The sequence below is a fragment of the Limnospira fusiformis SAG 85.79 genome, from assembly GCF_012516315.1.
GTDB lineage: Bacteria > Cyanobacteriota > Cyanobacteriia > Cyanobacteriales > Microcoleaceae > Limnospira > Limnospira fusiformis.
Genome location: NZ_CP051185.1, coordinates 3,535,505 through 3,548,741 on the forward strand (window position 1 = coordinate 3,535,505; position 13,237 = coordinate 3,548,741).

Here is a 13,237-nt window from a genome sequence, read left to right on the forward strand (position 1 = left end):
CAATATGGTATAAGAAGCGAGAAGAGTTGAGGATAAACCTATTGCCAGATATGTCAAACCCAAGGAAGCGGCCCAAATCCTTGGAGTCCATGAAAGAATACTCCGCAGATGGGACAAAAATGGCTCAATCGAGACCATCAGAACCCCCGCTGGGCAACGACGATACAACGTTGAGTCATATTCTGATTCCATATCAGGCAGTGACAAACGCAAAGTCGTTATCTATGCCAGAGTTAGTAGCCGCGCCCAGCAGTCCGACCTCAACCGACAGGTGGCCGCATTGTCCAACCTCTACCCCGAAGCAGAAGTCGTCTCAGAAATCCGAGGCGGGCTCAACTTCAAGGGAAAGAAAATGCTGGCCTGACTGGGACATCATTTGTCAGGAGATGTCCGCATGGTTGTCGTTGCCCACCCAGACCGATTGGCAATATGGGGATTTGACTTGTTTCGATGGCTCTGTGAGCAAAACAGTTGCTCACTCATGGTTCTCAACCAGACAAGTCTCAGTCCAGAACGAGAAATGGTTGAGGACATCCTCGCCATCCTCCACTGCTTCAGTTCCCGATTATACCGACGGAGTAAATACAAAACTCAGGTCAAAGAAGATCCGGATTTACCCCAGCCCCGAGCTAAATCAAGTCTGGCGTAAATGGCTGGCTGCTTGTCGGTATTGCTACAACCAAGCAATTGCATTATCTAGGAGTGGTAAACGACTAAGCAAGTTAAAGTTACGCAATAAAGTGATGCAGAGTGACTTACCCGAATGGGTCAAAGAAACACCCTGCCACATTCGGCAAAATGCCATCTTTGATGCCTATCAGGCTTTGACCGCCAGTCCTGATGCCAGGTTTAGAAGTTGTCGTGACAGCTCTCAAGGGATTAAGTTCAATAATACTAATTTCTCTTCAGGGAGTTGGTATCCAAGACTAACGAAAGGATTAACTTTCATGGTTTCCGAAGCTATCCCTAAAACTTGCGGGCAAGGGACTCAGTTGGTGTTTACCAAAGGTCGATGGTTGGCGATTTTCCCTGAACCAGTTGCCGTTACCCCAACTGAAGCGAATGGCGTAATTACATTAGACCCGGGTGTGCGAACTTTCATAACTGGGTTTGATGGCTCTCGGTTTCTGGAATTGGGCTCCGGGGATATAGGACGCATTACTAGGCTATGTCAACATTTGGATGATTTGATGAGCCGAATCGCCAAGGAACCCTGTCGTTCAAGGAGGCGACGGATGAGGCAAGCGGCTCAACGAATGAGAACCAAAATCCGCAATCTAGTTGATGAAGCCCACAAACAAATTGCTCACTACTTGACTCACAACTACAGCATAATTTTTCTGCCCACCTTCGAGACTTCCAACATGGTTGCCAAAGCCAAGCGGAAAATCAAATCCAAGACGGCCCGAGCCATGCTGACATGGGCGCATTATCGATTCAAACTAACCCTGAGACATCAAGCCGAGATAACTGGAACCACAGTTGTAGATGTGACGGAAGAATACACCAGCAAAACCTGTACTCACTGTGGTCAGATGCATTCCCAGCTAGGTGGCTCAAAAGTGTTCCGATGTCCTGAGTGTGGGTTCACTCTACCCAGGGACTGGAACGGTGCTTTTGGAATCTTTCTAAAAGCTTTGCGGGATACCGCCTCTGTTACCTTAACGGGTAATAGTGCTATCGTCGCATTGTCCGGCAATAGCCGGATAAATGTCGCGTAAATGTATCAGTTCCCCTAGAATTGATGGGGTAGGATCTGCAAAAAACCCCCATTAACTTCGCGCTAGGGGGATGTTGCAGAAACCCCAATCGTCAGTCATTTGGGCATCCCGGTCCATGTCAAGTAACAGGAATGCCAAATTCCTCTATCAGGATATCGTCATTATCATCGGCGATCGTCGCGACAATAGTAATAGCTCGCGATATTTCCCCCGGCGTAATGCCAGCTAAAGTGCGGGTAGTCAGAACTACCACCTGATTATTAGTGATGGCAAAATGGGATTCAAACGTCGAAAGCCAATTCATTTCCAGCAGCCTCTTCATCAGCTCGATCCTCATTTTTGACTGGGAATTGCAGAATAGGAGACCACACCGTTAGCGTATCATCTTCCGTTTCTCCCGTCAGTTGTACAAACACTATTACACTGCCATACTGAAACTTCCAGAGATGACCCGCGTCACTCTGACCAACCATCGCTTTCTGGTCTTGGGCTAAACCCGCAATCACCGTTTCAATTTCTTCCCTGTAGCCAATACTAGAGCGATCGCTAATACTGATGTCGTCAGTCATATCTTCAGGCATAGTGTCCAGGTTAGTCTGATTTGTCGATGTCATAGCAAATCTGTTTATTAAGTGTTCTTGAGCCTATATTTACTCTATTTAACAGTATCACCTGCTAGAGTGTGCTTCTTGTGAGCGATCCAGTATTTACTCACAAAGTGCTGTTCCGTGCTAATTCCTTCAAATCCTACCTGAGAGAGGCGATCGCTCAAATCATCCGTAATATAATTGCGATAATAAGGCTCATGGAACATCACCGCAAAATTTTCCATCATCTCCTTCAACTCAGGACAATCAATAGCCTGAATCGAATCACAAATAACAAATACCCCTCCCGGTTGCAGTACCCGATAAGCCTCCTCAATCACCTTCTGACGCGCGAGTGGTGGCAGTTCGTGAAACAAAAACACAGAAGTAATACCATGGAAATAGTTATCCTGATACGGTAAAGCCTCAGCATTAGCTTGGATTAATTGAGGTAGTTCCCCCGGAATTCGCGATAACAATTGATTAGCCTTGCGTAAATAAGCCCCCGACAAATCCACCCCATATAAACTAGCCTTGGGAAAAGTAGCTCCCATAAACTTCAAAGTTCGACCCGTCCCACAAGCCACATCTAGCACCCGTAATTCCCTAGCCGAAACCCCCTCAAAACCCTGTAAACCACCTTTCAGAGGCGCTAATACCCGCCGCCTCATCGCATCTGCACCCCCATTAAACAGGATATCAACTGCTCTATAAAACTTAAACAAAACCGGACATAGCCGGATATTGATGTTTATTTCTGGCTTCGTCCGGGACTGTCGGCAGCACCCCGTCCACAAGTGTAATCGTCTGAACCAGGCGATTTTTCTAAATTTATACTGGCGTTCAAATCTCTATCAATCTTCAGCCCACAGTTCTGACATTCAAAAGTCCGACGGACTAGGGGCATTTGTTGACGATGGCCACAGTTAGAACAAAGTTGACTGGATGGATAAAATCTATCGGCAATAATCAACTTTGAACCATAACGTTCTGCCTTGTAACCTAGTTGACGACGGAACTCATAAAATGAAGCATCAGCGATAGAACCCGCCAAACAATGATTTTTCAGCATACCTGACACATTCAAATCTTCAATGACTACTTGGCTGTGGTTTTTAGCCAAAAAAGTAGTTATTTTATGAATCGTGTCACGGCGAATATTAGCGACTCTTTGATGTAGCTTTTGAACTTTTAAGAGACATTTGGCCCAATTTTTTGAGCCTTTGACTTTGCGACTTAAATGGCGTTGTAATCTGGCTAGTTTTTGGGTCGCTGCTTTATAAGCCTTGGGATTAGAGAATTGGGTCCCATCGGAGCAAGTCGCCAAATTGTTAATTCCTAGGTCTACCCCGATTCTCTCTCGGAATTTCGGTGTAATTTCTGGCGTGATTTCTACGAAAAAGCTAATATACCAGTCACCTGCTTGGCGCGCTATAGTGACTTTCTTAACTAGACTGGGTGGTAGAGCCTCAAATGTAGAAACCCAGCCCACAAAAGGCAGCTTATGGCGAGTTCCTGACAACTTGAATGGCTTTCCGGAATTGTCAAGCGTAAAACTATCATGGTGGCCTTTCTTCTTAAATTTAGGATAACTGCTTATTCCCTTGAAGAAGCGCTTAAAGGCATCCCCTAGATTAATGAAGGCATATTGATAAACTTTAGAAGACAATTCAGACATCCAAGGATATTGAGGTTTCACATAATGAGTAAAAACCTTTTTAATGGAGTTGATATTAGGCTTGAGTCCCTCTTCATAAGCTGACCTCCATAAGTGTAATCCCCAATTGAACACAAATCGAGCATACCCCGCGTGTTTGGCCATCAAGGTAGCTTGACGGTCATTGAGTTTTAGTTTTGTCCGGAAAGCTTTGTAAGGTTATGGTCGAAAGGGAAGTCACCTTCCCCAACTCCACTTCCAAACCGTACTTGAGACTTTCACCTCATACGGCTCCTAATGTAGATACCCTTTTTGTCACTAGGAACAGGGTTACGAACCCCCGCTTTATGATTCCAACTTTGGGAGCTTGGCATACAACTCGTAGTCTTTAAACTCGCTCTCGTCATATTACTCCTACTTGTCGCAGTCTCCATATCTACACCGTGACTAGTGGGCATATCCTAATCATTACAATTAGGCATTGGCTTTCAGTCACATCCTTTCCCCTCAATGGTATACGCTTACACTTTTCACTACTCCTTGTGAGTAATATTGCTCACTTTTTTGATAAGGAGAACCAATGAGGAGTTTAAACGTTCCGTTTATATGGGCATTCCATCTTTAGACTTGTCCTCTCCACCGGGGTACTTAAAAAGGTCTGTGTAGGTGTTTTATGCAAAACCCTACTTTTCCCCTTGCTCTTTTGAGCGCAGCGTGGCAACCTATTACGCTGCTAAATCATTACGATGGTTCAAGCCGGACATTCGGTTTCCCTAATCATGGATGGTTGGCAGTGGTCGCATTTGGTAGTAGGTTCTACTTCACGCCTTCCGTTCCCCGCTTCAATCCCAGAATCGTGTATCCTGAAATTGGGGGTGGCTATCGCCTTTACTCTCTACTCCCTGATTTCTCAGTTTGTTTATGACCTTGAGTCCCCTGCCTTGCTCAGATTTCTCCAAGCGTCGGGACATATAAACAGTTATGGGATGGTCAGGATACGAGTCCCTTATATTCCACCAAGGGGTGGAAGTCCCACTAGGAGGCTATTTCGGGCATTGCATCCCTATTTCACTCCTAAACGTCTCGCACGCATGATTGGATTTTACCATGAAGAATCCGACTTGATGAGTATGTCGTCAAGGAAATTTGGCATGGTCTGGGGTTTGACCGTATACTCATTATTGAGTTGCGAATCTTTTGGGGTATTGTACCTTATTGTCCTAAGATATTAAGCAAATCTTGGATTAAATTCTTGCTCCCAGATCATACAAATTAGCCGACCAATCACTCAAATAGCCATCAGTCTGATGATGGAAATTCTGGAGGTAGTAACCAGGATAGCCCTCCGTATCAATTTCCCGCGCAAATTCCTGATATCGCTTCTGATTAGCACGTTCTTGCATTTGCAGCATATCCCACCATAACAGCGGATAGTAGCGCAATATATCTTCTATCGGCGTATCAAACAAAATCGAGGCGGGATAAACCCCCCTTTCCGCCTCCTCCCAATCCCTTTGATATATTTTCTCCAAAGAGTCCCGAATTTTGTTAATCACCTCTGGTTTCAGAGGTTGAGGTCTACGCTCTGGGGTCGGTGGTGCTACCATCTCCAGCACTTGATTGCTCAAAGTTTTATGAGCCAAACTTAAAACGCTCTTGCTGTACTGAAACGCCTGATAAGTTAGTTGAGTTAAGGGATCTGACATGACCAGTGAAAAATCTCTAAATGTTAAGAATTGTAATTGATTTTAACAATTTTATCGAATCGGGGGGGTTAAACAAAAAATCACCCCCCTCTGGGGGTGACTGGCTAAGTCTCAGAATAGAAGTTCTGAAGATTAGCAATCGTAGTAGAGAGAAAACTCAAACGGGTGAGGACGTAACCGCATGGGGTTAACCTCATTATCGAGTTTGTAGGAAATCCAGTTAGTAACAAAGTCTTCCGTAAACACCCCACAATCCGTCAGGAAGGCATGATCATTTTCCAGAGCTTCCAGAGCCAATTCCAAAGAACCAGGAGTTGAGGGAATCTTGCGGAGTTCTTCAGGAGTCAGATCATAGATATCCACATCCAGCGGTTCGCCGGGGTCAATTTCGTTCTTAATGCCATCAATACCCGCACAGAGCATAGCCGCAAAAGCGAGGTAGGGGTTAGCCGTAGCATCAGGACAGCGGAACTCAAAACGCTTGGCTTTGGGGCTATCACCAGCCAGAGGAATCCGAACCGAAGCCGAGCGGTTTCCTTGGGAATAAGCCAAGTTCACCGGAGCTTCAAAACCAGGAACCAGACGCTTATAGGAGTTAGTGGTTGGGTTAGTCAGAGCCAACAAAGCCGGCGCGTGTTTGAGAATACCACCGATATAGTGTAAAGCCATTTGGCTCAATCCAGCATAGCCATCTCCTGCAAACAAAGGCTGACCACCTTTCCAGAGTGACTGGTGAGTGTGCATACCAGAACCGTTATCGTTAAAAACTGGTTTAGGCATGAACGTGACAGTTTTGCCATACTTTTTAGCAACGTTCTTGATGACATATTTGTAAATCATCAAGTTATCAGCAGCTTCTACCAGGGTTCCGAACTTAATACCCAGTTCGTTTTGTCCGCCTGTGGCTACTTCATGGTGATGCTTTTCAATGGGAACCCCACACTGAGCCATCGTTAGCAGCATCTCAGTCCGCAAGTCTTGCATAGTATCTGTGGGGGATACAGGGAAGTAACCCTCTTTATAACGGGGTTTATAGCCTAAGTTACCTCCTGGTTCTTCCCGACCAGAATTCCAACGGCCCTCAATGGAGTCTAAAAAGTAGTAACCAGAGTGTTGATTTTGGTCAAAGCGGACATCATCAAACACAAAAAACTCAGCTTCTGGACCTAAAAAGGCTGTATCGGCAATACCTGTTTCCTTCAAATAGTCAATCGCCTTTTGAGCAATCACCCTCGGACAGCGACTATACCATTCCCCCGTCCGAGGCTCTTTGATGCTACAAATCACGCTCAGGGTCGGTTCCGCCATGAAGGGGTCAAACCAGGCTGTTGTCGGGTCTAGCACCATCATCATATCGGATTCGTTGATGGCTTTCCAACCCCGAATACTGGAACCGTCAAAAGCCACCCCATCGGTGAAGGAAGTTTCATCAATCTGATCGTAGTATACGGTCAAATGCTGCCAGGTTCCTGGCATGTCGATAAATTTCAGGTCGATAACTTTAATACCTTGGTCTTGAATCATACTCAAGACTTCTTGGGCTGTCGTGGGCATATATCTCTCCTTAGAATTTCCACTATTTGAGGAGCTTACCAGATTTTCTGACGAAGCACATCTGGTTGATCATAGTGACTTCAATTGATTAAGTTTTGTATTGAGTGCTACACTATGACGCAACCTGGATCAAAATAATTTAAAGATAAAGATATCATAGGGAGATCGACTTGATGCGGGACGCAGTAACGAGCCTGATTAAAAATTACGACATTACCGGGCGGTACTTAGACCGAGATGCCATTGATAGCTTAAAATCCTACTTTGTCACCGGAACCGCACGGGTTCAAGCGGCAGCAACTATCACGGCTAATGCAGCAGAGTTGGTTAAGCAAGCTGCTTCTCAATTGTTTGGCGACCTACCTGAGTTAATTCGTCCGGGTGGAAATGCTTATACAACCCGTCGCTATGCAGCCTGTCTGCGGGACATGGATTATTATCTGCGCTATGCAACTTATGCTTTGGTAGCAGGCGATACAGATGTTCTCGATGAGCGTGTGCTACAAGGCTTGCGCGAAACTTATAATTCTCTTGGGGTTCCTATTGGTCCAACTGTTGTTGGTATCGGTATCCTCAAAGACTTGGTGACTGAGAAGGTTCAAGCTGCGGGTATTGAAGTGGGCGCATATTTGGAACAGCCCTTTGACCATTTGATCGCTGAATTGAGCGAAACTGACGTTTAAGATCATTTTCCAGATGGGGAAAATTTAACATAAAAAGGGGCGACATTAATTATTATATGTTCGCCTCTTGTTTTTTCGGGGAAAATTTAACAGTGACCAAAAGACCAATTGCGATTGATTTATTTGCTGGGTGTGGGGGGATGTCTCTGGGTTTGGAGGCGGCGGGGTTTGATGTGGCTGTGGCGGTAGAGTTTGATGCTGTTCATTGTTTGGTACATCATTTTAACTTTCCCTACTGTCATACAATATGCAGAGATATATCAAAAGTTACAAGCGCCGAAATTCTGGAGCAATTACAATTAAAATATCAAGATACACAAGTTGACTTGATTGCGGGGGGGCCTCCCTGTCAGGGATTTTCCCATATAGGTAAACGTCAACTTGATGACCCGAGAAATTCCCTGGTTTTTGAATATCTCAGAATGATTGCGGAAATTCAGCCCAAATACTTTATTTTTGAAAATGTGCCGGGTATCGCTACTGGCAAACATAAACGGTTTTTAAATGAACTAATTACTGAATTTGAAGCTATTGGCTACCAGATCCAAAAGCCGATTAAAATTCTTGATGCTAGTGAATACGGGGCTCCTCAAAAACGAAAAAGACTAATATTAATCGGTAGTCGATTCGATGTGAAAATAGCTGAATATCCTGCCACAAATAAATCGGAAATGTGCACGGTTTATCAAGCAATATCTGACCTAGAAAAGATAGATCATTTTACTAATTATGACCCAGGAATTTCTCCGGCTTTCCTAGAATATGAAGGCGATCGCAAAAAATATTCCTTAGTCCCTAGTGATAGTTTTTCGCTCTGCCATAAACGTACTATTGAGCCGACTGTTTATGGTCATGTTGGCTCGGTTCACACTCCCCTGTCGATCGCCAGATTTGCTGAGACTCCACCAGGTACAGTTGAACCCAAAAGTAGATTTTTTAAACTCTCACCTACGGGATTATGTAATACTCTGAGAGCAGGTACTAATAGCGATAAAGGAGCCTATACAGCACCCAGACCTATTCACTACTCTATCCCTCGATGTATCACTATTAGGGAGGCGGCTAGACTTCATACTTTCCCGGATTGGTTTCAATTTCATCGCACTATATGGCATGGATTTCGGGAAATTGGAAATGCGGTGATTCCGATTCTGGCTAAACAGCTTGGCGGGTCGGTAATTGATGCCCTGGGGGTAGATGTCAATCAGTTAAAATCAACAACTTTGGCACAAGTGCCGGAAAGTTTGTTATCATATAATATCTCCCAAGCCTCTAGTTATTGGGGAATCCCTGACAATGTGATACCTAAGAGAAAACGATTAAGAGACAATAAAAATGGCAAAATATGATGATATAATCGCGCACGTTTTTCACAAAAATTACATCGGCGGAGCAATGCGGGTAATTTTTACGAGAGATGAGTTAGCTTTAGCTTGTAATGACCTGGGATTTGAGCGAATCAAAAATCTAGGTGACATACCCTATTCATTTAGATTCAGAAGAGAACTACCAGAGTCAATCACCAACACTGCACCACCAGATTCAGAATGGATAATTATTGGTTCAGGAGTAGGATTATATGAGTTTAGACTTGCATCACCAGCAAAAATTACCCCAACAAATAATAGACAAAGGGTGAAAATTCCAGATGCCACACCAGAGATTGTCAAGAAATACGCACCGGGAACTGATGAACAAGCACTGCTAACTAAGGTTAGATACAATAGGCTGGTTGATATTTTTTCTGGGCTAACCTGCTATTCAGTTCAAAATCATTTAAGAACTACTGTTGATAATATTGGACAGATTGAAATTGATGAAATTTACCTAGGTGTAAGCAAGAAAGGTGCTCATTATGTAATTCCATGTCAGGCAAAATCACCGGGTGACAAATTTGGAATAGTTCAGATTATGCAAGATATAGAATTTTGTAAAACCAGGTATCCTCATGCTTTATGTAAGCCTATCGCGCTACAATTTTTGTCTACCAATTCCTTGGCAATACTTGAATTAACTGTTGCTGAGTATGAGCATATCTTTCACTTGTATGTTGTGGATGAAAAGCATTATCAGCTGATCAGCAAAGATGAAATATATGAAGATGAAATAATTGATTATTGCCAACAAGAGTTAATCTAAGAAGTCTTGATGATATGAAACAACGTCTTGATACATTGCTAGTCGATCGCCATTTGTCAGACTCACGACAACAAGCCCAACGTTTGATTAGGGCGGGGGAGGTAATGGTCAATCGCCAAGTAGTTGATAAACCAGGTACAGAAGTAGATATTTCGGCGACTATAGATGTGAAAGCGCGATCGCCTTATGTATCTCGTGGCGGGGAAAAACTAGCGGAAGCGCTGGAGAAATTCGCGATCAATGTTACTGATAGAATCTGTATTGATGCTGGTATTTCCACGGGTGGATTTACGGACTGTCTGCTACAACGTGGGGCTAAACAGGTTTATGGTATTGACGTAGGTTACGGACAGGTAGATTGGCGACTTCGCAACGATCGCCGGGTGATTTTACGGGAACGCACCAACTTCCGCTATCTGACTCGGGAGCAATTATATCACCAAGAGGATTATACTAGAAACAGTTTTGCTGATTTGGGGGTGGTGGATGTATCTTTCATCTCCCTAACCAAGATTCTACCCGCCCTGTGGGAACTACTACAACCTCCACGAGAGGTGGTATTGTTGGTTAAACCTCAATTTGAGGTGGGGAAGGGTCGGGTTGGCAAAAAAGGGGTGGTGCGATCGCCACTTGATCAAGCCGAGGCAATTTTGGGGGTCGGGTCGAAGGCTGAAAGCATGGGATGGGAGTATCGGGGGTTAACAGCATCACCGATTCAGGGTCCGGCTGGTAACATTGAATATCTGTTATGGTTATCTGATCAAGGTGAAGCTATCCCCAGTTTAGATGCGATCGCCAAAATGACTGAATTCACTCAAATTCAATTCCAAAATGGTCAAGCAAAAAATTAAATTATCCCAACGTTCCCAACCACCGATTTCACCCATAAAGCGAGGCGCTAGATATCTGATCTGTGCTTTGGCTTATGTAACCTGCGGGGTGATTTTAGTAGCGATCGCTATTTCCATTAAAGTCATCGCCCTCCAGTTAGCCCATAGATTTGTGTATCCGATTTTTGTGTTTGGTGACTTATTAAGAGGGCTAGAAATTATTGAGTTATTAAATTTACTGGTTTTTGCCATACTGGGGATGGGATTGGGATTAGCAACCGGTTTGCTTCCCACCCGAGACAGTCGCCGAATCAGCACCATATTTTTAATTATTTTAGTGCCAGTTATTTTAGCCATTCCCCAATATATTAAATACGATCTATGGATTCAGGACATCTCCCAGCAAGACCAAATTAGCAACAGTCAAGCCATGACCATTGCTAACTCATTTTTAGAACGTCGCATTGGACATCAGGGAGTTTTGGGCTTTTATTTATATACAGGTCAATTTCCGATGATTCCCACCAGACAGTCACAAATGCAGGATTTAGATAGACTGGAAAAACAAGTTAACTCAAAATTTGTCAGAGTCAGCGGTATTCCCCCAACCATAGTTAATTGGTTAATGGGAATTTGCTTCTGGGGAATCAGATTATTTTATTTCTCGGTGGCGGCGATAACCGCTACGGCACATTTTCGGGAAGGTCTCAAAATTGTGGGGAGATAAAACCCATTGAGTTCCCGCAAGCCGGGGAAAATTAGCTATGATGATCATGGTGGTGGTTACAGTTGACTGAGATTTGGCTGAATTTACCTAAATTTGGGTGAATGCCTCAACCGGAATTGGGGAAAACTAAACTGTAGCAGAATTACAACCATGCAATCTAACGGTTATTTTATGGCTATTCCTAGTTACCTTATAATTCTGATTGTTGTCCTGGTCATTGTACCATCGGTGATAGCGGTTCTCCTGCGAATGGCGCTACACTATTATTTGATTGACCAAGGAAACCAAGTAATTAGACTCATTAACGGACAGCCTCTCAGGAAACCACCGAAAATAGTCAATTATTTAGAAACTCGACTAGCTGAAGCCAGCCAACAATTGGAACAAGTCAACACTCCAGCAATTATTGATCAGGTTTATAGTCAGCAGCGAGTTTTGTTGATTTCCTGCGAACAAATTGAACAATTGGGGCGCATTCTTCCCAATTTATTACTATCCTTTGGTTTACTGGGAACTTTTATTGGTATTACGATTAACTTATATTCCCTCAGTGAAACGGTCAGCACCACTAATGTCACTGACATTAGCAGTTTACTCCAGGATATTCAAACACCTTTACAGGGAATGGGAATTGCTTTTACTACCAGTTTAGCGGCGATTTTATTTAGCGCGCTTCTGGTGGTGATTAACTTCATGTTTAATACTAATCTGGCTAAGTATCGCTGGATGAGTGCTTTAGAAGACTATCTGGATAATATTTATCAACCTACTCTGAAAGGTCAAACGAAAACTGATAAAATTGTTCAAGAGATGGTGCAGGTATTTGACCAGTTTTTAATCCGTTTTGGTCAAGGTATCCAAACGTCTATCGAGACAGCATTTCGACAAAAGATTGATGAAATTTATGCAACTAACCTGAAAGCTAATCAACTGGCTGAACAGGTTTATAGTCGGTTAATTGATGCTTCAGTGACAGTGACGCAAAGTGCTAAGGATTTTCAAATTGCGGGCGATCGCTTTTTGGAAGTAGCGCGCGCTTTTGAACAAAGCGAGTTCCCCCAACAGCTTTCCAATGCTACTATCAACTTAGCCAATACTCAACGCAGTTTTTCCCAATCAGCTTCCGGGTTGGCTACCTCAGTACAATCGGTGGATTTAGCTGTTATTGAACTGCAAAACTACAGCAAACGCCTGATTAAATTTAGTGAACAAATCCAACAAACTAATCAAACGGCATTAAATTTATTAGAAACCCAGAATCAGAATCAACAATCATTTAATCATATCGTTGAACAGGTGCAAACTGCTTCCCAAGGGTTTCAATTGGCTGTAAATAACCTGGATAGCCTACAAAGGCGCATGGTGAATAAAACTGATAATCTGGAAGAAATTCAGGCGGAATTATCGAAGTTGGTAGTAGCTATGCAAACTTACAGCCAGGGAGTCAATACAGCAGTCGGCGGCGGAGTTGCTGCTAATTATCCAGGGAATTCGATTAATTCAATGGAGTTACAACCAGTAATTTCTGGGTTACAAGAATGTGTGAGTCATTTACAGGACACTAAAAATGAACTTTATCGACTCAGGCATACCATAGAAAAGCAATAATGTCAAGCATTAAAGCTGTAAATAA

The 13,237-nt window shown here is 43.6% G+C and carries 12 protein-coding genes and 2 pseudogenes; 9 read left to right on the plus strand and 5 right to left on the minus strand.

Annotation, left to right across the window (positions count from 1 at the left end):
- Positions 1-40: 40 nt before the first annotated feature.
- Positions 41-118 (plus strand): annotated as a pseudogene (locus HFV01_RS32135) (IS607 family transposase); the annotation flags it as partial.
- Positions 90-1,721 carry an RNA-guided endonuclease InsQ/TnpB family protein gene (locus HFV01_RS16610; RefSeq protein ID WP_432430808.1) on the plus strand — a complete coding sequence of 544 codons (1,632 nt, stop codon included), beginning with the start codon at positions 90-92 and terminating at the stop codon, positions 1,719-1,721. The pseudogene HFV01_RS32135 and the gene HFV01_RS16610, both read left to right, overlap by 29 nt.
- Positions 1,722-1,839: 118 nt before the next feature.
- Here the strand turns inward: HFV01_RS16610 and HFV01_RS16615 are convergent.
- The 3 genes and pseudogenes from HFV01_RS16615 to HFV01_RS16625 all read right to left on the minus strand — a co-directional run bounded on the left by HFV01_RS16615 (position 1,840) and on the right by HFV01_RS16625 (position 4,130).
- Positions 1,840-2,335: pseudogene (locus HFV01_RS16615) on the minus strand (YbjN domain-containing protein).
- Between the two features lie 41 nt (positions 2,336-2,376).
- Positions 2,377-3,033, minus strand: coding sequence for a methyltransferase domain-containing protein (locus HFV01_RS16620; protein WP_008049936.1), 657 nt, complete (start codon positions 3,031-3,033; stop codon positions 2,377-2,379).
- Positions 3,034-3,059: 26 nt separating this feature from the next.
- Positions 3,060-4,130, minus strand: a complete 1,071-nt coding sequence (locus HFV01_RS16625) for an RNA-guided endonuclease InsQ/TnpB family protein (protein WP_318286291.1) — start codon at positions 4,128-4,130, stop codon at positions 3,060-3,062.
- A 538-nt stretch (positions 4,131-4,668) separates the two neighbouring features.
- Here HFV01_RS16625 and HFV01_RS16630 point away from each other — a divergent pair.
- Positions 4,669-4,890 carry a hypothetical protein gene (locus tag HFV01_RS16630; protein WP_193520220.1) on the plus strand — a complete coding sequence of 74 codons (222 nt, stop codon included), beginning with the start codon at positions 4,669-4,671 and terminating at the stop codon, positions 4,888-4,890.
- A 319-nt stretch (positions 4,891-5,209) separates the two neighbouring features.
- On the opposite strand, the gene HFV01_RS16635 is transcribed toward HFV01_RS16630, so the two are convergent.
- The gene (locus HFV01_RS16635) at positions 5,210-5,671 is read right to left on the minus strand and encodes a hypothetical protein (protein ID WP_006626278.1); all 462 of its coding nucleotides are present in this window, start codon (positions 5,669-5,671) and stop codon (positions 5,210-5,212) included.
- Positions 5,672-5,803: 132 nt separating this feature from the next.
- On the minus strand, positions 5,804-7,225 hold the full coding sequence (gene glnA / locus HFV01_RS16640) for a type I glutamate--ammonia ligase (RefSeq protein ID WP_006626280.1): 1,422 nt from the start codon (positions 7,223-7,225) through the stop codon (positions 5,804-5,806).
- Positions 7,226-7,398: 173 nt separating this feature from the next.
- Here glnA and apcB point away from each other — a divergent pair, with 173 nt between their 5' ends.
- The 6 genes from apcB to HFV01_RS16670 all read left to right on the plus strand — a co-directional run bounded on the left by apcB (position 7,399) and on the right by HFV01_RS16670 (position 13,212).
- On the plus strand, positions 7,399-7,908 hold the full coding sequence (gene apcB, locus HFV01_RS16645; RefSeq protein WP_006626281.1) for an allophycocyanin subunit beta: 510 nt from the start codon (positions 7,399-7,401) through the stop codon (positions 7,906-7,908).
- A 56-nt stretch (positions 7,909-7,964) separates the two neighbouring features.
- On the plus strand, positions 7,965-9,257 hold the full coding sequence (locus tag HFV01_RS16650) for a DNA cytosine methyltransferase (RefSeq protein WP_318285772.1): 1,293 nt from the start codon (positions 7,965-7,967) through the stop codon (positions 9,255-9,257).
- Entirely contained in the window at positions 9,244-10,047 is an 804-nt protein-coding gene (locus tag HFV01_RS16655) for a hypothetical protein (protein WP_006669718.1), read from the plus strand. Before HFV01_RS16650 ends, HFV01_RS16655 begins: the two co-directional genes overlap by 14 nt.
- Positions 10,048-10,061: 14 nt before the next feature.
- A complete protein-coding gene (locus HFV01_RS16660; protein WP_006626283.1) occupies positions 10,062-10,898 on the plus strand; it encodes a TlyA family RNA methyltransferase in 837 nt (278 codons plus the stop codon).
- The gene (locus tag HFV01_RS16665; protein ID WP_006626284.1) at positions 10,879-11,604 is read left to right on the plus strand and encodes a hypothetical protein; all 726 of its coding nucleotides are present in this window, start codon (positions 10,879-10,881) and stop codon (positions 11,602-11,604) included. Before HFV01_RS16660 ends, HFV01_RS16665 begins: the two co-directional genes overlap by 20 nt.
- Positions 11,605-11,754: 150 nt before the next feature.
- On the plus strand, positions 11,755-13,212 hold the full coding sequence (locus HFV01_RS16670) for a hypothetical protein (protein WP_006626285.1): 1,458 nt from the start codon (positions 11,755-11,757) through the stop codon (positions 13,210-13,212).
- Positions 13,213-13,237: the final 25 nt, after the last annotated feature.